This is a genomic window from Atopococcus tabaci DSM 17538 (assembly GCF_000429585.1).
Lineage (GTDB): Bacteria > Bacillota > Bacilli > Lactobacillales > Carnobacteriaceae_A > Atopococcus > Atopococcus tabaci.
In genome coordinates this window covers 1-23,103 of the sequence record NZ_AUCD01000012.1, presented here as the reverse complement: position 1 = coordinate 23,103, position 23,103 = coordinate 1, and the positions used below count along the sequence as shown (strand labels likewise).

General features: G+C 44.7%; 21 protein-coding genes. 20 read left to right on the top strand and 1 reads right to left on the bottom strand.

Going from position 1 to position 23,103, the window contains the following annotated elements; all coding sequences use genetic code 11:
- Positions 1-20: 20 nt before the first annotated feature.
- The 5 genes from nusA to rbfA are packed head-to-tail and all read left to right on the top strand — an operon-like array spanning position 21 to position 4,550.
- Positions 21-1,307: a transcription termination factor NusA gene (nusA, locus tag G470_RS0103280; RefSeq protein ID WP_028273585.1), complete on the top strand. Its 1,287-nt coding sequence runs from the start codon at positions 21-23 to the stop codon at positions 1,305-1,307.
- Positions 1,308-1,319: 12 nt separating this feature from the next.
- Positions 1,320-1,604: an RNase P modulator RnpM gene (gene rnpM / locus G470_RS0103275; protein WP_028273584.1), complete on the top strand. Its 285-nt coding sequence runs from the start codon at positions 1,320-1,322 to the stop codon at positions 1,602-1,604.
- Complete coding sequence (locus tag G470_RS0103270) at positions 1,601-1,915, top strand: YlxQ-related RNA-binding protein (protein ID WP_028273583.1); 315 nt, start codon at positions 1,601-1,603, stop codon at positions 1,913-1,915. Before rnpM ends, G470_RS0103270 begins: the two co-directional genes overlap by 4 nt.
- Before the next feature lie 4 nt (positions 1,916-1,919).
- Positions 1,920-4,166, top strand: a complete 2,247-nt coding sequence (infB, locus tag G470_RS0103265) for a translation initiation factor IF-2 (protein ID WP_028273582.1) — start codon at positions 1,920-1,922, stop codon at positions 4,164-4,166.
- A 24-nt stretch (positions 4,167-4,190) separates the two neighbouring features.
- The gene (gene rbfA / locus G470_RS0103260) at positions 4,191-4,550 is read left to right on the top strand and encodes a 30S ribosome-binding factor RbfA (RefSeq protein WP_028273581.1); all 360 of its coding nucleotides are present in this window, start codon (positions 4,191-4,193) and stop codon (positions 4,548-4,550) included.
- Positions 4,551-4,624: 74 nt separating this feature from the next.
- Here the strand turns inward: rbfA and G470_RS0103255 are convergent, their stop codons facing one another.
- A complete protein-coding gene (locus tag G470_RS0103255; protein ID WP_035444980.1) occupies positions 4,625-5,464 on the bottom strand; it encodes a DegV family protein in 840 nt (279 codons plus the stop codon).
- A 228-nt stretch (positions 5,465-5,692) separates the two neighbouring features.
- Here G470_RS0103255 and truB point away from each other — a divergent pair, with 228 nt between their 5' ends.
- The 15 genes from truB (at position 5,693) to dtd (ending at position 22,767) form a co-directional block, all read left to right on the top strand.
- Positions 5,693-6,607 (top strand): tRNA pseudouridine(55) synthase TruB, encoded by a 915-nt coding sequence (gene truB, locus G470_RS0103250; protein WP_028273579.1) that lies wholly within the window; start codon positions 5,693-5,695, stop codon positions 6,605-6,607.
- A 13-nt stretch (positions 6,608-6,620) separates the two neighbouring features.
- Positions 6,621-7,586 (top strand): bifunctional riboflavin kinase/FAD synthetase, encoded by a 966-nt coding sequence (locus tag G470_RS0103245; protein ID WP_028273578.1) that lies wholly within the window; start codon positions 6,621-6,623, stop codon positions 7,584-7,586.
- Between the two features lie 187 nt (positions 7,587-7,773).
- Positions 7,774-8,835 carry a heat-inducible transcriptional repressor HrcA gene (hrcA, locus tag G470_RS0103240; RefSeq protein ID WP_028273577.1) on the top strand — a complete coding sequence of 354 codons (1,062 nt, stop codon included), beginning with the start codon at positions 7,774-7,776 and terminating at the stop codon, positions 8,833-8,835.
- A gap of 23 nt (positions 8,836-8,858) precedes the next feature.
- The gene (grpE, locus tag G470_RS0103235) at positions 8,859-9,443 is read left to right on the top strand and encodes a nucleotide exchange factor GrpE (RefSeq protein ID WP_240470638.1); all 585 of its coding nucleotides are present in this window, start codon (positions 8,859-8,861) and stop codon (positions 9,441-9,443) included.
- Between the two features lie 97 nt (positions 9,444-9,540).
- Positions 9,541-11,379 carry a molecular chaperone DnaK gene (gene dnaK, locus G470_RS0103230; protein WP_028273575.1) on the top strand — a complete coding sequence of 613 codons (1,839 nt, stop codon included), beginning with the start codon at positions 9,541-9,543 and terminating at the stop codon, positions 11,377-11,379.
- A 121-nt stretch (positions 11,380-11,500) separates the two neighbouring features.
- A complete protein-coding gene (gene dnaJ / locus G470_RS0103225; RefSeq protein WP_028273574.1) occupies positions 11,501-12,664 on the top strand; it encodes a molecular chaperone DnaJ in 1,164 nt (387 codons plus the stop codon).
- 136 nt (positions 12,665-12,800) lie between these two features.
- Positions 12,801-14,624, top strand: coding sequence for a translation elongation factor 4 (gene lepA / locus G470_RS0103220; RefSeq protein ID WP_028273573.1), 1,824 nt, complete (start codon positions 12,801-12,803; stop codon positions 14,622-14,624).
- 86 nt (positions 14,625-14,710) lie between these two features.
- Complete coding sequence (locus G470_RS0103215; protein WP_028273572.1) at positions 14,711-15,463, top strand: NAD-dependent protein deacylase; 753 nt, start codon at positions 14,711-14,713, stop codon at positions 15,461-15,463.
- An 86-nt stretch (positions 15,464-15,549) separates the two neighbouring features.
- A complete protein-coding gene (locus tag G470_RS0103210; RefSeq protein WP_028273571.1) occupies positions 15,550-16,836 on the top strand; it encodes an HlyC/CorC family transporter in 1,287 nt (428 codons plus the stop codon).
- A 144-nt stretch (positions 16,837-16,980) separates the two neighbouring features.
- Positions 16,981-17,622 carry a DNA-3-methyladenine glycosylase gene (locus tag G470_RS0103205; protein ID WP_028273570.1) on the top strand — a complete coding sequence of 214 codons (642 nt, stop codon included), beginning with the start codon at positions 16,981-16,983 and terminating at the stop codon, positions 17,620-17,622.
- Between the two features lie 17 nt (positions 17,623-17,639).
- Entirely contained in the window at positions 17,640-18,194 is a 555-nt protein-coding gene (locus tag G470_RS12560) for a DUF3013 family protein (protein WP_051258395.1), read from the top strand.
- Positions 18,172-19,122, top strand: coding sequence for a 50S ribosomal protein L11 methyltransferase (prmA, locus tag G470_RS0103195; protein ID WP_240470637.1), 951 nt, complete (start codon positions 18,172-18,174; stop codon positions 19,120-19,122). The genes G470_RS12560 and prmA overlap by 23 nt, the downstream gene beginning before the upstream one ends.
- 22 nt (positions 19,123-19,144) lie before the next feature.
- Positions 19,145-19,795: a deoxyribose-phosphate aldolase gene (gene deoC / locus G470_RS0103190; RefSeq protein WP_028273568.1), complete on the top strand. Its 651-nt coding sequence runs from the start codon at positions 19,145-19,147 to the stop codon at positions 19,793-19,795.
- Positions 19,796-20,075: 280 nt separating this feature from the next.
- A complete protein-coding gene (locus tag G470_RS0103185) occupies positions 20,076-22,295 on the top strand; it encodes a RelA/SpoT family protein (RefSeq protein ID WP_028273567.1) in 2,220 nt (739 codons plus the stop codon).
- 25 nt (positions 22,296-22,320) lie between these two features.
- Positions 22,321-22,767 (top strand): D-aminoacyl-tRNA deacylase, encoded by a 447-nt coding sequence (gene dtd / locus G470_RS0103180; protein WP_028273566.1) that lies wholly within the window; start codon positions 22,321-22,323, stop codon positions 22,765-22,767.
- Positions 22,768-23,103 lie beyond the last annotated feature (336 nt).

The window sequence follows — 23,103 nt, the reverse complement described above, 5'->3', positions numbered from 1 at the left end:
ACGGTTAAGGAGAGAAAAAGATGAGCAAGGAATTATTAAGCGCCTTGGAGATACTTGAAAAAGAAAAAGGAATTTCTAAAGAAGTGATTAGAGAAGCGATTGAAGCTGCTTTGGTCTCTGCTTATAAACGAAATTACGGACAAGCGCAAAACGTTGAAGTGGTTTTTGACGGACAAGAAGGAACCATCACGGTTTATTCTGTCAAAGAAGTAGTGGAAGAAGTCTATGACTCCACATTGGAAGTGGCGTTGGAAGAAGCCTTGAAGATGAACACCGCCTATGAAGTAGGAGATAAAATCCGATTTGAAGTGACACCAAAAAACTTTGGACGCATCGCTGCCCAAACAGCGAAACAAGTGATTATGCAGCGTGTTCGTGAAGAAGAGCGCAACATCATTTACAACGAGTACATCCAATACGAAGATGACTTGATGCAGGGGATCGTTGAACGTATGGACAGCCGCTACATCTATGTTAACTTAGGAAAAATCGAAGCTGTCTTGTCCAAGCAGGACCAAATGCCAAACGAGACCTATCAGCCGCATGATCGTATCAAAGTATACGTCAGCAAAGTGGAAAATACGACAAAGGGCCCTCAAGTATTTGTCAGCCGCACTCATCCAAATATGATCAAACGTCTATTTGAGCAAGAAGTGCCGGAAGTTTATGACGGTACAGTTGAAGTCATTTCCATCGCTCGCGAAGCTGGAGACCGGTCAAAAATTGCCGTGACATCCAGAGAAGAAAACATTGATCCGGTAGGAACCTGTGTGGGTCCGCGCGGTCAGCGTGTGCAATCCATTGTGAATGAATTACATGGAGAAAACATGGACATCGTCGAATGGAACGAAAACCCGGAAGTCTTCATCGCGAATGCATTGAACCCGGCACAAGTGCTGGATGTGCAATTCAATAAAGACTCCAACAGCTGTCTGGTCATCGTACCGGATTACCAACTGTCTTTGGCAATCGGTAAAAGAGGACAGAATGTCCGTTTGGCTGCGAAGTTGACAGGTTACAAAATCGACATCAAATCTGAGTCAGAGATGAAAGACGTGGATGAGGTGGCAGTTGAATCGGAAATTCTCGAACCGGAATCTGCAGATACGCTCACTGAAGCGGTGGAAGACATTGCAGATATGGAAGAGAGCGCAGAAGTCAGCTTGTTGGCTGAGGAAGTGTCTGAAGACATGGACCAACCCGGAGAGCCGGTATTTGACACCGACTATGAAGAAGGCGAACTGTCCTCTGAAGATATGGAAGACATGATTGAATCCGCTGAAGAACGGAACGACATGGAAGAATAAGGAGGGTTTTAGATGCGCACACGTAAAATCCCCATGAGAAAATGTGTTGTCACCAATGAGATGAAACCGAAAAAAGAAATGATCCGTGTGGTGAAAAACAAAGAAGGCGAAGTCGCCATCGACCCATCCGGAAAAATGAACGGCAGAGGGGCTTATGTCACGATGGACCCTGAAGTTGTCAAAGAAGGTTGGGAAAAACGTACACTGGATCGTGTGTTATCCATCAAATTGGAAGATGCATTTTATGAAGAATTGTTACAATATGTGCAGCACCAAAAAGCACGTGAAAATCTATGAAGACCGAACAGCGCATTTTAAACCTTTTAGGACTGGCGATGCGGGCTGGGAAACTGACTGCAGGCGAACAGCAGGTATTGACGGATATACGAAAAGGACAAGCAAAGTTGGTTTTCATCGCTGCGGATGCAAGCAGCAATACAAAGAAGAAATTCTTGGATAAGTGTCGGCACTACGAAGTGCCAATCGCTATCAAGTTCACGAAAGAAGAACTGAGCCATGCAATCGGCAAGCAGCGAACGATCTGTGCGGTGACGGACGAAGGATTTAGCGGACGCTTCCAAGAACTCTTAGAAATAAATGGAGGATGATTGCATGGGAAAAAAGAGAGTATATGAATTCGCAAAAGAAAAGGACTTGCCTAGTAAAACAGTGATTGAAAAGGCTGCGGAACTAGGGATTGAGTACAACAGCCACATGTCTTCCATGGAAGATCAAGAAGTCGCAAAATTATCCGACGCTTTCGGATCAACAGGAAGTGGAAAAGCCGCTTCCGAGCAGCGCATCAAGCCTGCGGACAAAGCGGAAACGGTAGCGGAAAAAGGACGCAGTGAACGTTCACGTCAAGACCGCACCAAACGCAGTGCTTCTCCTCAAAAACAATCAGGAGAGGGCAACCGCAACAATAAACGAACCAATGAACCTGCAGCTTCCCAATCCAATCCTTCTGGAAATAATCCAGCTAAACGAAACAAACGCAACAACCGTGGTTTCCAAGGCACTCACGGCGGCCCTCGTCGCCGCAAAGGGAAAAATAAGCAGGCCAACAAATCAACCACACCTCCAACTCCACGTAAACACAGAGAGTTGCCGGAAGTGTTGGTGTATACAGACGGCATGACAGTCGCTGAAATCGCGAAAAAACTGCACAGAGAACCAGCAGAGATCGTGAAAAAACTCTTCATGATGGGCGTCGTCGCCAACCAAAACCAATCGTTGTCAAAAGACGCTATCGAATTATTGGCTGCTGACTACGGTATCGGGGCAGAAGAGAAAATAGAAGTGGACTTGACAGACTTCTCTACGTTCTTTGAAGAAGAGAAGAATGAAGAAAACTTGGTTACCCGTCCACCGACAGTCACGATCATGGGACACGTTGACCACGGAAAAACCACTTTGTTGGATACTCTCCGCAATGCGAATGTCAGCGAAGGAGAGGCCGGCGGGATCACTCAGCATATTGGAGCATACCAAGTGGATGTAGATGGAAAATTGATCACCTTCTTGGATACACCTGGACACGCGGCCTTTACAACCATGCGTGCGCGTGGAGCAGATGTCACCGATATCGCAGTGATTGTTGTTGCAGCAGATGACGGAGTCATGCCGCAAACCGTGGAAGCTATCAACCACGCGAAAGCAGCAGATGTTCCAATCATCGTAGCGGTAAACAAAGTGGACAAACCAACCGCCAACCCAGACCGTGTCATGCAGGAATTGACAGAATACGAATTGATTCCTGAATCATGGGGCGGAGACACGATTTTTGTTCAACTTTCTGCATTGTTCGGCCAAAACGTTGAAGAATTGTTGGAAATGATCTTGTTGGTGGCGGAAGTTCAAGAATTGAAAGCCGACCCAACACGCCGTGCTATCGGAACGGTCATTGAAGCTCGTTTGGACAAGAGCAAAGGACCGATTGCCACACTTCTTGTTCAAGAAGGAACACTGCGCGTAGGCGATCCGATTGTTGTCGGAAACACTTACGGACGTGTACGTGTGATGGCAAACGACCGTGGACGCCGCGTACAAGAAGCTGGACCTTCTACACCGGTCGAAATCACTGGATTGAACGATACGCCGAATGCCGGCGATCAATTTGTTGTGTTTGAAGACGAGAAAACTGCCCGTCAAGTCGGGGAAGCTCGTGCTGAACAAGCAACAGTAGCTCAGCGCAGACAAACCAACCGCGTAACGTTGGACAACTTGTTTGAAAGTCTTCAAGAAGGCGAACTGAAAGAAGTAAACATCATCATTAAAGCAGACGTTCAAGGTTCTGTTGAAGCTTTGGCGGCAAGCTTGCAAAAAATTGATGTGGAAGGCGTGCGGGTGAACATCATCCACACAGGCGTCGGAGCCATCAATGAAAGCGACGTGTCACTTGCAACCGCCAGTGCGGCGATTATTGTAGGGTTCAACGTTCGTCCAACTCCGCAGGCCAAAGAGTTGGCTGATCGGGAAGGCGTCAGCATACGGACTCACCGTGTTATCTATAATGCTATTGATGAAATCGAAGCAGCCATGAAAGGGATGCTTGATCCAGAGTATGAAGAAAAAGTTACTGGTACCCTTATTGTCCGTGAGATTTACAATGTCTCCAAAGTCGGGACCATTGCTGGATGTTTCGTTACTGACGGAGTCGTCAAACGCAGCAGCAGCATTCGTTTAGTCCGTAACGGAGTCGTTGTCCACGAAGGCGAATTGTCCAGTTTGAAACGATTCAAGGATGATGTACGTGAAGTGAGAAATGGATACGAATGTGGTATCACCATCAAAGACTATAACGACATCAAAGTGGATGACACCATTGAAGCGTACGAAATGGTTGAAGTAGAAAAATAAACGAAACAAGATAGGTGGTATAAAATGCCAAATTATCGAGTAGGGCGCGTAGCCCAAGAGATCCAACGCGAAGTCAATGACATCTTACGCAAACGTATCAGAGATCCGCGTGTAGAAGGTGTGACCATCACTGAGGTGGACGTGACAGGAGATTTGCAGCAAGCAACTGTCTTGTACAGCACTTTATCGGAAGATCCTGAAACAATCGAAGATACGCAAAAAGGGTTGGAAAAGGCAACCGGTTTGATTCGTAAAGAACTCGGCAGCCGGTTGACGCTTTACCGCACTCCTGAATTGACATTCCAGAGAGATGAATCCCTGGCATACGGGAATCGTATCGAAGAATTGCTCAATCAAATCAAACAAGAAGACGAAGAAGAGTAAGCTGAGTTCAGCCGCTTTTCTAAAGCATATGAAAACCCGCCAAGCAGAATTCTGCTTGGCGGGTTTTTTAATGTTTAGCCCTTGAAGTAACTGATGGCGAATGCACCTTTTCCAGCGTGCGTCATCAACACAGGGCTCGCTTGGTTGATGGTTATGGGCATTTGTGGAAACTGTTGTTTTAATCTATCGATGAGTTGTTGGGTGTATTCAGTCAAACCGACATGGGTGACGGAAATTTCGCGAAGAGAAGAAACGGAATCGATGTCATCCATAATACGGTCAATCTGCTTGGTCAACGATTTCATACCACGACCCTTTGTATCAACTGCCAGTCCCTCAGCTGCTGTCATCTTCAACATAAGCTTTAGATTGAAGAAAGCAGAAATTTTACCCAAAGTATTGCTGACGCGTCCCCCTTTAACCAGGTTCTCTAAAGTGACGATGCCGACATAAAAGACACACTCATTCCGCACCACTTCCAACTGCTGAAGGATGCTGTCCACATCTGCTCCTTCCTGAGCCATTTCAGCTGCTGTGATGACTTGGAAAGCCAACGGTCGGTCGACAAACTTGCTGTCCCACACGGTGACATCCGTTTTTGTCAACTGGGATGCTTGAACAGCAGCGGAATACGTTCCGCTCAAATCACCTGAGACATGGATGGAAAGAACCTGGCTCCCGTCCGCTCCCAGTTGATCGTACAACTCAAGGTAACTTCCAATAGAAGGTTGGGATGTGGTTGGAAGCGCTGTGCTCGTACCCATTTTTTCTAAAAATTCTTCTTTTGTGATTGTCACATTATCGGAATAGACAGTTCCGTCTATCATGACAGACAAAGGAACGATTGTGATACCGTAGCGGTCAATCTCTTCTTGTGACAACTGCACAGTTGAATCAGTAACAATTTTAAGCATTTTTTCCTCCTCCAAGAAACGAAGTTTGACTGTTCATCACAAAATGAATGAACTAATACAATAAGGATAGCAAAAATCGATGAAAAAAGATATCTTACATTGAGGATGCAACGTCTTGGTAGGTGAGAACAGGAAAAGGAATGAAGAAAAACGGCTGCATTCATGGAAGCCCCTCTGGCAGTTATGGTATAATAGGGAAGTTGCAAAAATGCGTTAGGAGGTTTCGATTTGGAAGGAATACTCCCTTTGTGGAAAGAACGCGGCATGACCAGTCATGATTGCGTTATGAAAGCACGGAAAATACTAAAAACAAAAAAAATAGGACACACAGGTACCCTGGATCCCGATGTGGACGGAGTGCTTCCACTTTGTATCGGAAAAGCGACCAAAGTTATCGAGTACCTCATGGAATCAGGAAAAGAGTACATGGGAGAAATCACTTTAGGCATATCCACGACCACTGAAGACAAAAGCGGTGAAATCGTCGAACAAAAGCCTGTTCCTCAATTAGATGAAGCGGCAATAGATGAAGCGATGAACCAGATGACTGGAGACATTGTCCAAATACCACCGATGTATTCCGCAGTGAAAGTGAATGGACGCCGGTTATACGATTATGCGCGTCAGGGTGAAACGGTTGAACGGCCAAAACGACAAGCGCATATCGAATCGTTTGAACGGACATCCGAGCCCACATATGATTTTGAGACTCAAACACTGAGTTGGCGGTTCCGGGTTCTTTGCGGAAAAGGAACATATGTCCGTACATTGGCGGTTGACACCGGTAAATTGTTGGGGTATCCGGCACATATGTCAGACTTAACCCGGACGGGGAGCGGTGGATTCAAAGCCGAAGAGTGTGTGACTCTCGAGCAGGTGGCAAAGCATGCAGAAGCACAGACGGTAGAAGAGATTCTCTTGTCGATTGAACGGGCTTTGACAGCTTTTCCACGCTTTGAATTGTCAGAAGATTTGTGGCTTCGAGTGAAAGACGGCGCTCTATTGCATCAAACAGAACTGGACTACTCAGGTCCGTATCCCGTCGTGTTTTATAAAGAAAAAACCGCAGTCGGAATTTACCAGGAGCACCCTTCTAAAGAAGGTGTAATCAAACCGATGAAAATGTTAAGAAATTCTCTGTAGAGGTGAATGTTCCATGGAAATTATCAAATTGCACCACCCGTACGACAAGGATGCCCTTTACCCGAAAGAAATTGTTTTGGTACTCGGTTTTTTTGACGGCGTGCATAAAGGTCACCAGAGAGTGATCAAAAGAGGAATTGAAAAAGCGAAAGAAAAAAATGTGAAATGCGCTGTGATGACCTTTAACCAACATCCCGCAATCGTTTATTCCAAGTTCGACCCATACGAGCATCAGTATTTGACTACATTGACACGCAAAGAAGAGTTGATGGAGTCGTTGGGAGTGGACATCTTGTATGAGGTCGATTTCACTTCTCGTTTGGGATCGTTGTCCCCACAAGAATTTGTCGACCAGTACATTGTCGGATTGAATGCTGTAGCGGCCGTAGCCGGTTTCGACTACACATACGGGAAGAAAACCGTCGCCTCTATGGATCACTTGCCTGGTTACGCGAATGGAAGATTTGAAGTCGTGACAGTCCAGCAAAAATCCGACCATGGAGCAAAAATCAGTTCCACGCGGATTCGAAAAGTTTTGAAAGAAGGCAGAGTGGAGGAAGCCAACGAGTTGTTAGGGTACATCTATGAAGTTCCGGGAGTTGTGATTCATGGAGATGCAAGAGGAAGAACCCTCGGTTACCCAACAGCAAACATGTATCCTGAACCGTTTATCATCCTTCCTAAAAGAGGCGTGTACGCAGTAAAAGTATGGGTAAACGGTGTGTGGTACGACGGAATGGCCTCCATTGGGTACAACGTGACCTTTGAGAAAAGAAAAAACTATTCTGTCGAGGTGCATATCTTTGATTTTAATGAAGAAATATACGGCGAACACATTCGAGTCAAATGGGTTTCTTTTCTACGCGAAGAAGTAAAATTTGCTTCAGCAGAACAATTGATTGAGCAATTGGAAATAGATGAACGGCAGTCGCGTGGAATTCTGTCAGATGTGAATGTAAATAAGGAAAAATTCATCTAGCCCTGTCTTTCTTGAACCGAGAAACAAGGGAGAGATGGAAATTTTCCTTTCTTTTCGTTGACAGACCAGTTGTTCTTTGATAAATTATACATGTGTTAGCACTCGAAGGTGGCAAGTGCTAAAATATCGTCACCTGAAACTATACGTGAGTTTCTCTAGTCCGTCTTTTTGAAAGAGGGGATCGCTCATGTTGACTGAGAGACAGCTTTCTATCTTTAAAGCAATTATTGAACTGTATTCGAAGGATGGCCAACCGGTTGGTTCCAAAACATTATTGCAGAAAACGGACATGAAATTCAGTTCGGCAACGATACGAAATGAGATGAGTCGTTTAGAAGAGCTTGGATTGATTGAAAAAACTCATACTTCATCCGGACGCATTCCATCATTAAAGGGATACCGTTTTTACGTTGATCACATGATCAACCAGAAAGAAGGAACAAAAGAAGACCAATCCAGCTATATTCAAAACGCTCTGAGTCATCAATTCCAAAAAATGGATGACCTCATGCACCATTCTGCGGATGTGTTGTCCAAATTGACCAGTTACACCGCTATTGTGTCTGGTCCGGAAGCCACCTCAAGCAGATTAACCGGATTCCAGTTGGTTCCGTTGAGCGGAGGCCAAGCAATGGCCATTTTGTTGACGGATACCGGCGGGGTGGAAAACATGGTGTTTCCACTAGCGGAAAATGTGGAGTACGCAGATATGGAAAAAATGGTCCGCATCATCGAAGACGTCCTTGTTGGAAAAATGCTGACAGACGTCTATCAAAAATTGCAGACAGACATTCCAGTTCTTATCCGCAAATACGCGAGAAGTGCAGAAATCATTCTTCATGATTTGTTGAGTGTGTTCGAACAAGCGCCGACAGAACGGCTGTATATCAGTGGAAAAACCAATTTGTTGGAATTTACGGAACACATGGATATTCAACAAGTGAAATCCATGTATGAACTGATGGAAGACGGGATGAATGTTGCTTCGCTTCTCACCAGAGAAAATGGAGATATTGACATCAAAATTGGAGAAGAACTGAAAAATGATTTGTTTTCTGATTTCAGTTTGGTGACTGCCAATTATCAAATCATCGGGTACGGAGAAGGCGCGCTGGCGGTACTCGGACCAACGAACATGTCTTATAAAAAAATTATCCGCGTCCTGAACACGTTTCGAAAAGAACTTCCGGAAATTGTCTTGCGATTCTATCTTAATCAAGAAGAGTTGAAACGCGTGAATCATTTATGAGTGAGAAGAAACGAGGGATTAGTGTGGCAGAACAAGAAACAAACAAAAGAACTATGACACAAGAAGAACCTGTGGAGGAAACTCAAAACACGCAGGAATCAGAAGCAGCTGAAGAGTTTTTCGAGGACCAGGCTTCCGGAATCGACGAGTCTATCCATGAAGAATTAGAACAGGCAAAGAAAGAATTGGAAGAATGCGAAGAACGTTACCTGCGTCTGCAAGCTGAGTTGCAAAACACCCTCAGAAGAAACCAAAAAGAAAAAGAAGAGGCGGCGCGTTATCGCTCTCAATCTTTAGCGACAGAGCTCCTTCCAGTCATAGATAACTTGGAACGGGCACTGACGATTGAAGTGACCGATGAACAAGGCAAAAGCTTGAAAAAAGGAATTGAAATGGTCTTGGCCAGCTTTGAGCAGGCTCTATCCAAAGAAGGCATCGAAACCCTCGATCCAGTGGGTGAACCATTTGATCCACAATTCCACGAAGCGTATACTGCTGTTCCAGCTGAAGAAGGTCAAGAATCCGGAACAGTTGCCCAAGTCTTTGAAAAAGGCTACACTTTACACGGTCGTGTGTTACGCGCGGCAAAAGTGGCTGTTGTGCAATAAAACAGCTTTTACTGACGTATGCATTCCTCTGTAAGTGCTATATGACTTGCAGCGGGAATTATTGAAGCAATAAATCAAGAGAAAAGGTGAGTGCATTATGAGCAAAATTATTGGTATTGACTTAGGAACAACAAACTCCGCAGTAGCAGTATTGGAAGGCGGAGAAGCAAACATCATCCCTAACCCGGAAGGAAACCGCACGACTCCATCTGTCGTTGCTTTCAAAAACGGTGAAATCCAAGTTGGAGAAGTGGCAAAACGCCAAGCAATTACAAACCCCCACACAGTCAGCTCCATCAAACGTCACATTGGAGAGGCTGGCTACAAAGTGGAGATAGAAGGAAAAGAGTACACTCCACAAGAGATTTCTGCATTTATTTTGCAGTACTTGAAGAGCTATGCAGAAGACTACTTAGGCGAACCAGTGACAAAAGCAGTCATCACTGTACCAGCTTACTTCAACGACTCCCAGCGTCAAGCAACGAAAGATGCCGGAACCATCGCCGGTTTGGAAGTTGAACGTATCGTCAATGAACCAACGGCTGCTTCCTTGGCATACGGATTGGACAAAGTAGAAACCGACGAGAAAATCTTGGTCTTCGATTTGGGTGGAGGTACATTCGACGTTTCTATCCTGGAATTGGGTGACGGTGTATTCGATGTATTGTCTACAGCTGGAGACAACAACCTTGGTGGAGATGACTTCGACAACAAAATCATCGACCACATGGTTTCAGAATTCAAAAAAGAAAACGGCATTGACTTATCTAAAGACAAAATGGCGATGCAGCGCTTGAAAGATGCAGCTGAAAAAGCGAAAAAAGATTTGTCCGGAGTTTCTTCCGCTCAAATCAGCCTGCCGTTCATCACTGCCGGCGATGCAGGTCCATTGCACTTGGAAATGACCTTGACACGTGCGAAATTCGATGAATTGACCCATGACTTGGTTGAACGGACAAAAGGACCGGTACGTCAAGCATTGCAGGATGCCGGCTTGAGCAAGTCCGAGATTGACCAAGTAATCTTGGTTGGTGGTTCTACACGTATTCCAGCTGTTGTAGAAGCTGTGAAAAACGAAACTGGACAAGATCCAAACCGTTCCGTGAACCCGGATGAAGTGGTAGCGATGGGTGCAGCGATCCAAGGTGGAGTCATCAGCGGAGACGTGAAAGACATTGTCCTGTTGGACGTTACTCCATTGTCTCTAGGTATTGAAACGATGGGCGGCGTGTTCACGAAACTGATTGAACGCAACACAACCATCCCAACAAGCAAATCTCAAGTGTTCTCCACAGCTGCTGACAACCAGCCGGCAGTTGATGTCCATGTCTTGCAAGGGGAACGCCCAATGGCTAAAGACAATAAAACACTTGGACGCTTCCAATTGACCGATATTCCGCCTGCACCACGTGGCGTGCCTCAAATCGAAGTTACATTTGACATCGACAAAAACGGTATTGTAAACGTCAGTGCAAAAGACTTAGGTACCGGCAAAGAACAAAAAATCACTATCAAATCTTCTTCCGGTTTGAGCGACGAAGAAATTGACCGCATGGTCCGTGAAGCAGAAGAAAACGCGGAAGCAGACAAAAAACGCAAAGAAGAAGTAGAACTGCGCAACGAAGCAGATCAACTGGTCTTCCAAGTGGACAAAACATTGAAAGACTTGGAAGGAAAAGTCGATGCAGACGAAGTGAAAAAAGCGGAAGATGCACGCGACGAATTGAAGTCTGCGCTTGAGAAAGACGATTTGGAAGAAATCAAATCCAAACGCGATGCCTTGAGCGAAGTGGTCCAAAACTTGACTGTGAAGCTGTACGAACAAGCAGCTCAACAGCAGCAGGCCGCAGGAGACGATACTGGTGCACAAACAACTGACACCAACACGGACGACAATGTTGTCGATGCTGATTTCGAAGAAGTGGACGACGAATAATAGGAATGACTTAAATAATTTGCAGAAAAAGCCAAAGCACAGTGCTTTTGGCTTTTTCTTCTGAATATGCATTGTACAAGGCACAGCTGTCTTTGTTCGATGTGCACGATGGAGGGAAACTATGGCGACAAAAGAAGATTACTATGACCTACTGGGTGTTTCCAAAAGTGCGTCAACAGATGAAATAAAAAAAGCGTACCGTAAACTGTCCAAAAAATACCATCCTGATATCAACAAAGAACCGGATGCTGAAGAAAAATTCAAACAAATCACCGAAGCGTATGAAGTGTTGAGTGATGAAAATAAACGGGCTGCTTATGACCAATACGGGCACGCCAGCACCGATCCCAACTTCGGAGCCGGCGGCTTTGGTGGGTTCGGCCAAGGCGGATTCAGTGGTGGCTTTGGCGGGTTTGACGATATCTTCGAACAATTCTTTGGCGGAGGCGGCCGACGGGCATACAACCCGAACGCTCCCCGTCAAGGCGATGATTTGCAATACACCATGGATTTGGATTTTGAAGAAGCGATATTCGGCAAAGAAACGACCATTCGTTACAACCGCCAAGAAGTCTGTGGCACATGTGACGGAGACGGTGCAAAACCAGGCACTCAACCAGTTACGTGCTCCAAGTGTCATGGAGCAGGTTCCATCCAGGCTGAACGTCAAACACCACTTGGCCGCGTGATGACTCGTCAAGTATGTGATGTATGCCAAGGAACCGGTCAAGAAATCAAAGAAAAATGTGACACGTGCCACGGTACCGGCCAAGTCAAAGAACGGCACTCTGTAAAAGTCACTGTTCCAGCAGGTGTGGAGGACGGCAACCAAATGCGTCTGCAAGGACAAGGAGATGCAGGGAAAAACGGCGGACCGTATGGAGATTTGTATATCATTTTCCGTGTACGCCCAAGTGAAATCTTTGACCGAAGAGGCTCCGAAATTTATTATGAACTTCCAATCAACTTCGTCCAAGCAACACTTGGGGATGAAATTGAAGTTCCGACTGTCCACGGGAAAGTACGGTTCAAAATTCCAGCTGGCACCCAACCGGGTACGACTTTCCGCTTGAAAGGAAAGGGTGCTCCTAAGTTGAGAGGCACAGGGAACGGAGACCAGCATATTCGAATCAAAGTTGTTATTCCTGACAAACTGTCCCAAGAACAGGCTGATTTATTGAGGGAGTTCGCTACGCTCGACGGTTATGAAGTACAGGAACAAGGAGACGATTCTTTTTTTGGTAAAATGAAAGATGCCTTCCTTAGAGACAAAGGAAAGAAATAGACGCAAAAGAAACCTGAGCGAATGCTTGGGTTTTCTTTTTGAGGACCCTTTGACACTTGTATTGTCAAATCCCTCCGTGCTTGCTATTATAATGAAAGAACTATTTCCTATGTATTAGGGAAGAAAGTGGGATTAAATGAACAGAAAAGAAATGGAACAAAGGCAGAAAAATATCCGCAACTTTTCTATTATTGCACATATCGACCATGGAAAATCCACCTTGGCCGATCGTATCTTACAAGTCACTCACACAGTAGCCGACCGTAAAATGCAAAACCAGTACTTGGATTCCATGGACTTGGAAAGAGAACGCGGAATCACCATCAAGCTGAATGCTGTCGAATTGCAGTACACAGCTAAAAACGGCGAAACGTATACCCTCCACCTCATTGACACTCCAGGACACGTCGACTTCACTTACGAAGTCTCACGCAGCTTGGCAGCATGTGAAGGGGCCATTTTGGTTGTGGATGCCGCACAAGGCGTGGAAGCTCAAACTTTGGCAAACGTGTATTTGGCGATTGACAACGACCTGGAGATTCTTCCGGTCATCAATAAAATTGACTTGCCGGCCGCTGACCCTGAACGCGTTCGCACAGAAGTCGAAGACATCATCGGAATTGACGCCAGCGAAGCTGTCTTGGCCAGCGCTAAAGCAGGAATCGGAATTGAAGAAATCCTTGAACAGATCGTTGAAAAAGTTCCGGCTCCTCAAGGCAGCATCGACAATCCGTTAAAAGCGTTGATTTTCGACTCAGCTTATGATGCTTACCGCGGTGTAGTATTGAACATCCGCTTGATGGATGGGATTCTCAAGCCGGGTGACACCATCCAAATGATGAGCAACGGCAAGAAATTTGAAGTCACAGAAGTGGGAGTCTTCTCTCCGCAGCCAATTCAGCGGGATTACTTGATGGTGGGAGATGTGGGCTACGTGACTGCCAACATCAAAACAATCCAGGACACACGTGTCGGTGACACCATTACGCTGGCGGACAACCCTACAGAGGAAGCTTTGCCGGGATACCGTAAAATGGTTCCAATGGTCTTTTGCGGAATGTACCCGACAGATTCCTCTCGTTACGAAGATTTGCGTGAGGCTCTGGAACGTCTACAGTTGAACGATGCTGCACTCCAGTATGAAGCTGAAACATCACAAGCTCTTGGTTTCGGTTTCCGTTGTGGATTCTTGGGCATGCTTCATATGGATGTGGTCCAAGAACGTTTAGAGAGAGAATTCAATTTAGACTTGATCACAACCGCACCATCCGTTATTTATCACGTCAATAAAACAGACGGCACTCAGGTGGAAGTGTCTAATCCATCTGAAATGCCTGAACCAACTGAAATCCAATCAGTGGAAGAACCATATGTGAGGGCGACGATCACTGTACCGAATGATTATGTAGGGGCCGTAATGGAAATTTGCCAGCGCAAACGCGGTGAATTCGTCACTATGGAATACTTGGATGATATCCGGGTCAATGTTGTATACGACATTCCTTTGTCGGAGATTGTGTACGACTTCTTTGACCGCTTGAAATCAAGCACAAAAGGATACGCTTCTTTGGATTACGAAATCAGCGGGTACCGCGAGAGCAATTTGGTGAAGATGGACATCTTAATCCACGGAGAAAAAGTAGACGCATTGAGTTTCATTGTTCACCGCGACTTCTCTTACAACCGTGGTAAGGCAGTTGTAGAACAGCTGAAGGAAACCATACCAAGACAAATGTTTGAGATTCCGGTTCAAGCAGCTGTCGGGCATAAGATTGTGGCCCGTTCCACTATTAAAGCTTACCGTAAAGATGTTACGGCTAAATTGTACGGTGGTGACGTCACACGCCGTCAAAAACTATTGAAGAAACAAAAAGAAGGTAAGAAGCGGATGAAGAACGTAGGGAATGTAGAAATTCCTCAAGAAGCTTTCATGTCTGTTTTGAACTTGGACGAGGATTAATGATTAAGAGAAAAGAAGTGCATACAGGTGCACTTTCTTTTCTCTTTCTTTAGTACTCGTTGAAAACGTTTTGAAGGAGGATTGCAATGAATCAGTCGATTGCGCGATTAAACGAAATATTGGAACAAAGTCAAAATATTGTCTTTTTTGGCGGAGCAGGTGTCTCTACGGAAAGCGGCATACCCGATTTTCGTTCTTCAAAGGGATTGTATATGCAAGAAGTCAGAGGACTTGTCTCACCGGAAGAAGCGGTCAGTGGTGACTTTTTGCGGCGTTATCCTAAAGCTTTTTTCGACTATTATTTCAATAATTTGGTCTATCCAGAAGCAAACCCCAATGTCGCACATACTTTTTTGGCCGATTTAGAAAAACAAGGCAAGAATGTTACGGTGGTCACGCAAAATATTGACGGACTTCATCAAAAAGCCGGCAGCAGTCGGGTATTGGAACTGCACGGAACGACACTGCAAAATTACTGCTTGAAATGTGGAGAACCATACCGTTTAGAGGAATTGCAGCGGGACAGTGAAGGCATTCCACGGTGTGCGCATGATGAGGGGATTGTCCGTCCCGACGTTGTCTTGTACGGTGAGTCGTTGGACCAACAGACATTAGTGGAAAGTATCGACGCATTGATGAAGGCAGATATGGTGATTGTCGCAGGCACATCTTTGGTTGTGTATCCAGCAGCCGGATTAATCAATTACTATGAAGGAGACCGCTTGGTATTAATCAACAAGACAGCTGTAACTACCTCCAGGAAAGTAGATTTGGCATTTGAACGTTCCATCTCTTCAGTTTTATCTGAATTGGACAATTATCGGAAAGACATCGACTAAAGAACACCAAACTCTCTCTTGTCGTGAATCGATTAACATGCTATTCTATTTAAAACAATTTATTTTCTGGGAGGAATACCTAATATATGGACAGTGACAGTATATCGGCGATAGTGGGGTTAATTGCGTTAATCCTGCTCTCCGCTTATTTTTCATCTGCGGAGACCGCCTTTACTTCTGCAAATCGAATTCGTTTGCGGACGGAAGCAGACAAAGGGGACAAGAGAGCGAAACAAGTTTTGGAATTGTCGGAGGATTATGACAGTCTTCTTTCTACTATTTTGATTGGGAACAACATTGTCAATATTGCCTCGTCTTCCATCGCTACACTCTTTTTTGTGTCGTTTTTTCCTACTTATGGACCCGCTGTTGCTACTGTCGTTATGACAATTGCGGTATTGATTTTTGGAGAAATCACTCCGAAAATCATTGCCCGTGAACGTTCAGAAGACTTATCGAAACTTTCGGCTCCTTTTTTACGCTTATTGGTCGTGGTTCTCAAACCCTTAACATGGCTATTTGGAAAATGGACCAGTCTCATTACTCGATACTTCAAATCCACCAAAAGCAACTTGATCAGCGAAGAAGAACTGCTTTCGCTTGTGGAGGAAGCAGAACTGGGCGGCGGTCTGGAGAATCATGACCACCAACTGATCCGTTCGGCAATTGAATTCAATGATCTTGAAGTCAGCAGCATTCTTACCCCGCGTGTAGATGTTATTGCTGCTGATATCGATGATTCGGATGAAGCCATTCGAAAAATCTTTTACGAACACAATTATTCGCGCATATTGATGTACGACGATTCAATTGATAACATTTATGGTTTCTTGCATGAAAAAGACTTCAACCGCTATATGCAGAAGAAGATGGAATCTGAAGCAGAGTTGCCTATCTTGGATTGTGTCAAAGAAATCATGTTTATCCCTCCAGTCATGAAGCTGACAAAGGTACTAAAAGATATGCAGCAAAAGAAAATGCATATGGCTGTGGTCACCGATGAATACGGAGGAACCATTGGGATTGTGACAATGGAAGACGTTCTGGAAGAACTAGTCGGGGAAATTTGGGATGAAAGTGATATCATTGAAGAAGAGATTGTCCCCTTAGAAGACCAAAGCTATCAAATCTTGGGAACAACCAGTTTGGAGAAACTTTTTCAATTGTACAGCATCGACAATGACGATGTGTTCATTTCCAATTCTGTCAGTGGATTTGTTATCGAACAATTGGGGCGCGTTCCTGAAGAAGGCGATACATTTACCTATGAAAACATGACAGTGACCGTTGTGTACGTTCGCAACAGGCGTGTGCTCCAAGTACGGGTAGATTATACTCCCATGGAACAAAACGAAGAACTAGCTATCGAATAAACGAGAAGCCCACCGAATTCTTTGGTGGGCTTCTTTTATAAACAATTTTGGCGAATTATGTGTGTAAAGCGTCAAATCTGTTGTATACTAAAAGAGTGAATAAAAAGAGTAGAAACCAACGAATAAAAATAATCAGGAGGTTTTATGCGTTTTTGGGAAGATACTCATAAACCAACTCAAGAAATTGCTGAAGAACTCTTAGGCTGTCTCATCGTGAAAGAAACACCGGAGGGCATTGCTTCCGGTTGGATTGTGGAGACGGAAGCTTATTTAGGGGAAATCGACAGGGCAGCGCACAGCTACCAACGCAAACAAACCCCCCGTCTGCATTCCATGTATCAAAAGCCTGGGACGATCTATATTTATCAAATGCACACTCATTATATGTTGAACCTGGTGGTACAGGAAAAAGACATACCTGAGGCGATACTGATTCGAGCACTGGAACCGGAAGACGGCATACATTTAATGTTGGACCGACGTAACCGGCCGATAACAGAATTGACAGACGGACCTGGAAAATTGACAAGAGCCTTGGATGTCACCAAAGCGGATGATGGAACAGACATAAGCGAACCACCTCTATATATTGATTTGGAAAAGAAAAGAGTGCCGAGAGAAATTGTCACATCACCCCGTATCGGTATCCCGAACAAAGGGGAATGGACAGAAGCTCCTTTGCGGTACACAGTGAAAGGCAATCCATTCGTTTCCCGCAGAAGAAAGGCAGAAGATTCCGTGGACAAAGGATGGCTGAGTGCAGTGAACGCATCGAAAGAGTCATAATTGTGAGGGGGAAAATCATGAAGACCAGACAGTTATCAGAATATATTCAGCAGGCATTGACGGAAATGCAGCCGAATTTCCAATGGAAAGTTGTCCAGAATAGTGAACAACACATCGTGGAAGTATTCTTTACATTTAAAGTGGATGTCGATAAAGATGTCCAAGTGCAAGATTCAGAAGGGAAGTTGAACGAACCGGGTGTCATCCAATTCGAAGATGCCATCGCTTTTTACGATCCCGCCATTTCACATGCCTCTCCGCAACATTATTTGCAGGCGTTTGAAATGAACTTCCGCATAGGAATTGAAAAAGGGTATGTAGATGCCATATTGAAACAGTTGAATATCGTTGCGACTCAAGGCTCTGCACAGCTGCGTGATTTTGCGGAAGACGATACAATAGGGCAGTTTGACCTTCAATGGAGTGAACGCAATTTTAACGGGACCTTGAAAACGATGAAAGCGACGAACCGCTACGACCGCACTTATTTGAAATTTGCGGATGAAAAAGAAGAAAGCTTTATCGATAAAATCAAGAAGGAGGACGAAAGTGACTCAGTGGAAAGAATATAGCATCCAGATTAACCGCGAAGTATCTGAAGCGGTATCCAATATTTTTATAGAGGCCGGATCGCAAGGAGTGTCTATTTCTGATCGGGCAGATTTTTTGAATTTGCCTGAATATGGATTTGATACTTTATGGGCATTGGACGAAAAAGATTTCCCAGCGGATGGAATTGTGGTGAAAGGGTACTTTTCCGTCAATGTGGATGAAGAGGAAATGATTGCGAATCTTAAAGAAAAAATCGAACAATTGAAAGATTTCGGTTTCGAGTTGGGCCCGTATACTGTGACAGCCCATTCCATGGATGAAGAAAACTGGGCAACTGCCTGGAAGAAGTACTACCATCCAGTACGGATCACCCGTTTCATGACGGTGGTGCCCGATTGGGAAGAATACGAGCCGGAGTCCGGCGATGAAAAACTGATTCAATTGGATCCGGGTCTCGCATTTGGAACGGGAACACACCCGACCACCCGTTTGTGTATCCAAGCATTGGAAACCGTTCTTAAAGGCGGAGAAACAGTGGTGGACGTCGGAACAGGTTCAGGAGTATTAACCATTGCCAGTGCTTTGTTGGGAGCGCAATCCATCCACGCCTTTGATTTGGACGACGTGGCGGTAAAATCTGCAAAAGACAACATCCAGTTAAATCAACTGGATGCCGAGATTCAAGTACAGGCCAATGATTTATTGAAAGGCATTGATTTGGAGGCCGATGTAGTGGTCGCCAATATTTTGGCTGAAATCATCACACCGTTGATTCCGGATGCATGGCGTGTGTTGAAAGAGGGTGGATTGTTTGTCTCTTCTGGAATCATCGAAGAGAAAAAAACGCTCATTTTAGATCAGCTGAAAGAACAAGGCTTTGACATCCAGCAAGTTTTGCAAATGAAAGACTGGATTGCCATTATTGCACAAAAACCAGAAGATAATTAAGTATTGAAAGAAGGATAACACAATGACAAAAGATATGAAAACATATATCGATCACACTTTATTGAAACCAGAAGCAACGAAAGAACAAATCGAAAAACTTTGTGAAGAAGCGAGAGAACACGAATTTATGTCTGTGTGTGTCAATCCGGCATGGGTTCAGACAAGCGCACAATTATTGGAAGGTGCACCGACAAAGGTATGTACGGTTATCGGATTCCCACTAGGTGCTTCCACCCCTGAGACAAAAGCATTTGAAGCAAAAGATGCGATTGAAAAAGGCGCTACTGAAGTTGATATGGTGATTAATATCGGGGCGTTGAAGAGCGGATTGTACGACGTTGTAAAAGAAGACATCCAAGCTGTAGTGGATGCTTCCAAAGACAAAGCATTGGTGAAAGTCATTATTGAAACATCCTTGTTGGAAAAAGATGAAAAATTGAAAGCATGTGAATTAGCCAAGGAAGCAGGCGCAGATTACGTAAAAACTTCAACCGGTTTTTCAACAGGCGGTGCAACCATTGAAGACGTAAAATTAATGCGTGCAGCAGTGGGTCCTGATATGGGCGTGAAAGCCAGCGGCGGTGTCCGCACTTACCAAGAAGCGCTGGATTTCATCGAAGCAGGCGCGACACGCATAGGCACCTCCAATGGTATTGCGCTTTTGGGAGAATAATCCTAAAGGGGTCCGAGGTATTGCTATTTGGCATAGAAAACCTTATACTAATACAGAATAGTAACGACTTCGATTAAGGTGAGTTTCGCAGACGGATGGTATGAAAGTCATTTGTTTCTAACCGCTTCGTCAAGGGACATCGAATCAAATATACATGTCAGAGGCTGAGAGAAATTTCAGCCTCGTTTTTGAAATTATGTCTGCATGTTATGAAAAGTTAATTTTCATCGAGATGTATCCCAATATTAAAAGAGCACTCCAAAGAAAGAAGGTGGCAAGAATGGCCGCTAAAAGAGACTATACAGCACAAGAAGTGATGGCTTTATGCCTGACCTATATGAATACTTCCCATGTAGCATTTATAAAAAAGGCCTACGATCTTGCTGCTGAAGCCCATAAAGATCAGTACCGGAAATCCGGAGAACCGTTCATTGTCCATCCAATCCAAGTGGCAGGTATCCTGGCTGAGCTGAAAATGGATCCGGTCACTGTAGCGACAGGCTTCCTGCATGACGTAGTGGAAGACACGTCCGTGACATTCGAGCAGTTGAGTGAGGAATTTTCTCCTGAAGTTGCAGAGTTGGTGGACGGGGTAACCAAATTAGGTAAAATCAAATTTAAATCCAAACAAGAACAACAAGCGGAAAACCACCGTAAAATGTTGCTGGCGATGGCGAAAGACATTCGTGTCATCTTAGTGAAATTGGCCGACCGCCTTCATAACATGCGCACCTTGCGCTTTCACCGTCCGGAAAAACAGCGGACCATTTCCATGGAAACGTTGGAAATTTACGCTCCATTGGCAGACCGGTTGGGGATCAGCCGAGTCAAATGGGAGCTGGAAGACACTGCATTGCGGTATTTGAATCCCCAACAATACTACCGCATTGTTCATTTGATGAATTCCCGAAGAGACGAACGGGAAAAATATATTGCAGACGCAATCGGCATCATCGAAACCTCCATCGAAGAGTTGGGAATCACAGCGAATATCACCGGTAGACCGAAGCACATTTATTCCATTTACCGAAAAATGCGCGACCAGAAGAAACAATTCAATGAGATTTATGATTTGTTGGCTATCCGCATTATCGTTGAATCCCTCAAAGATTGTTACGCGGTGTTGGGTGCTATCCACACACGTTGGAAACCGATGCCGGGGCGGTTCAAAGACTATATTGCCATGCCTAAAGCCAACATGTACCAATCGTTGCACACAACGGTTCTAGGACCAAATGCGACACCGCTGGAAGTGCAGATACGTACGCAGGAAATGCATGAAATTGCTGAATACGGGGTTGCTGCACACTGGGCATACAAAGAAGGCATCACGAAACAAATCCAAGGCGATGAATTGAATGAGCATCTCTCCTGGTTCCGCGACATTTTGGAATATCAAACCGAATCCAGTGATGCGTCTGACTTCATGGACAGCATCAAAGAAGATATTTTAAAAGACAAAGTATACGTCTTTACGCCTAAAGGGGATGTCATGGAACTTCCTGCCGGTTCCAGTACATTGGATTTCGCCTATCATGTACACACAGAAGTAGGCAATAAATCCACCGGCGCCAAAGTCAATGGAAAGATTGTTCCGTTGAACTATAAATTGAAAACAGGGGACATTGTGGAAATGTTGACGTCTCCTTCTTCGTTTGGACCGAGCCAAGATTGGTTGAAGTACGTCAACACGAGCAAAGCCCGCAATAGAATCAAACGGTTCTTCAAAACACAGGACAAAGAACAAAACATTGAAAAAGGGCGTCAAATGCTGGAACAGCAACTGAAAGCTATGGAATTTTCTCCGAAAGAAATGCTCACGAAGGAAAATTTGAAGAAACTTTCGGAACGATTCAATTTCCAACATGAAGACGATCTCTATGCCGCTATTGGCTATGGCGAAGTCAAACTATACACGGTTGCGAACCGCTTGACGGAAAAAGCACGCCGTGAAAGAGAACAAGAAAAAGAGAAAGAAATCATCCAATCGGATATCCAACAGTTGGAAATGAAGAAAAAAGAACCGGAAAAAATGAAAATTCGTCATGAAGGCGGTGTTGTTGTACAAGGTTCCGGCAATATGTTGATTCGGTTGAGCCGTTGTTGCAGTCCCGTTCCAGGGGATGAAATCATCGGGTATATCACTCGTGGACGAGGCATTTCCATCCACCGAAAAGATTGTCCGAATGTGCAGTCAGCAGATGATCCTGAAAACCGCCTGATTGAAGTGGAATGGGAAACAGATCAAACAGCACACAAAGAGTATGACGCTGAACTTCAAATTGAAGGCTATGATCGTTCTGGTCTATTAAATGAAATCCTTCAAGTTTTCAGTAACCAAACGAAAAAGTTGAGTAACGTGAACGGGAAAGTGGATCACAATCAAATTGCGACGGTTCGCTTGACCATTGGCATCCAAAACTTGGATGAGTTGGAAAAAATCGTCGATAAAATAAAATCTATTCCGGATGTCTACAGCGTGAAGAGAGTGACATCTTGAATCAACAGTCAGAGGAGCGATAGTTTTGCGTGTTGTTATCCAGCGAGTCAGTGAAGCAAGTGTAAAAATTAGTGGAGAAACGGTCGGCGAGATAAACAAGGGATTTGTGTTGTTGGTTGGAATCGGCGAAGACGATGAACAACCCGATGTAGATTACCTTGTTCGAAAAGTGGCCAAAATGCGCATTTTTGAAGACGATGAAGGAAAGATGAACTTGTCTTTGAAAGAAGTGGACGGGGAGATATTGTCAATTTCACAATTCACCCTCCATGCGGACACGAAAAAAGGGAACCGCCCCAGCTTCATCAATGCTGCTAGACCTGAAAAAGCGATTCCGTTATACGAGTCGCTGAATGAAGGTTTGCGAAAAGAAGGATTCAAAGTGGAAACAGGAGAGTTCGGTGCAGACATGCAAATCTCTCTTATCAATGACGGTCCGGTGACGGTCCTCGTTGACAGTAAAAATAAATAAAAACATACTAAAATTAGTAGGTAGAAACCTCGACGGGGGTTTCTGCCTACTATTTTTCTTTTATAGAAGTATAGTAAGGGTGAAAGGAAGCTCGAACAAGCTCTCGAGGACCACGAGTCCAAAACAAAAACAGAGCTCCTTCACTGTCATTTCTCAATTAGGTTTAAGTATGTGGGACCATGAGTCCGGGTAAAGGAAATGGGATACGAAATGAAGCAGTGAGGGTCTTTCAATGTGAAGAAGAAAGAGAGGAACCCAAATGACCTATGTACTGGCATTAGATGTTTCTATGGGAAAGAGCTACGCCGTATTATACCAAGCGGAAGTATGTATTTG

Bases quoted from the DNA above. Each gene is read 5' to 3' on its own strand.
- nusA (WP_028273585.1), top strand. From the start codon at position 21: ATGAGCAAGGAATTATTAAGCGCCTTGGAGATACTTGAAAAAGAAAAA.
- rnpM (WP_028273584.1), top strand. From the start codon at position 1,320: ATGCGCACACGTAAAATCCCCATGAGAAAATGTGTTGTCACCAATGAG.
- G470_RS0103270 (WP_028273583.1), top strand. From the start codon at position 1,601: ATGAAGACCGAACAGCGCATTTTAAACCTTTTAGGACTGGCGATGCGG.
- infB (WP_028273582.1), top strand. From the start codon at position 1,920: ATGGGAAAAAAGAGAGTATATGAATTCGCAAAAGAAAAGGACTTGCCT.
- rbfA (WP_028273581.1), top strand. From the start codon at position 4,191: ATGCCAAATTATCGAGTAGGGCGCGTAGCCCAAGAGATCCAACGCGAA.
- G470_RS0103255 (WP_035444980.1), bottom strand. From the start codon at position 5,464: ATGCTTAAAATTGTTACTGATTCAACTGTGCAGTTGTCACAAGAAGAG.
- G470_RS0103245 (WP_028273578.1), top strand. From the start codon at position 6,621: ATGGAAATTATCAAATTGCACCACCCGTACGACAAGGATGCCCTTTAC.
- hrcA (WP_028273577.1), top strand. From the start codon at position 7,774: ATGTTGACTGAGAGACAGCTTTCTATCTTTAAAGCAATTATTGAACTG.
- dnaK (WP_028273575.1), top strand. From the start codon at position 9,541: ATGAGCAAAATTATTGGTATTGACTTAGGAACAACAAACTCCGCAGTA.
- dnaJ (WP_028273574.1), top strand. From the start codon at position 11,501: ATGGCGACAAAAGAAGATTACTATGACCTACTGGGTGTTTCCAAAAGT.
- lepA (WP_028273573.1), top strand. From the start codon at position 12,801: ATGAACAGAAAAGAAATGGAACAAAGGCAGAAAAATATCCGCAACTTT.
- G470_RS0103215 (WP_028273572.1), top strand. From the start codon at position 14,711: ATGAATCAGTCGATTGCGCGATTAAACGAAATATTGGAACAAAGTCAA.
- G470_RS0103210 (WP_028273571.1), top strand. From the start codon at position 15,550: ATGGACAGTGACAGTATATCGGCGATAGTGGGGTTAATTGCGTTAATC.
- G470_RS0103205 (WP_028273570.1), top strand. From the start codon at position 16,981: ATGCGTTTTTGGGAAGATACTCATAAACCAACTCAAGAAATTGCTGAA.
- G470_RS12560 (WP_051258395.1), top strand. From the start codon at position 17,640: ATGAAGACCAGACAGTTATCAGAATATATTCAGCAGGCATTGACGGAA.
- deoC (WP_028273568.1), top strand. From the start codon at position 19,145: ATGACAAAAGATATGAAAACATATATCGATCACACTTTATTGAAACCA.
- G470_RS0103185 (WP_028273567.1), top strand. From the start codon at position 20,076: ATGGCCGCTAAAAGAGACTATACAGCACAAGAAGTGATGGCTTTATGC.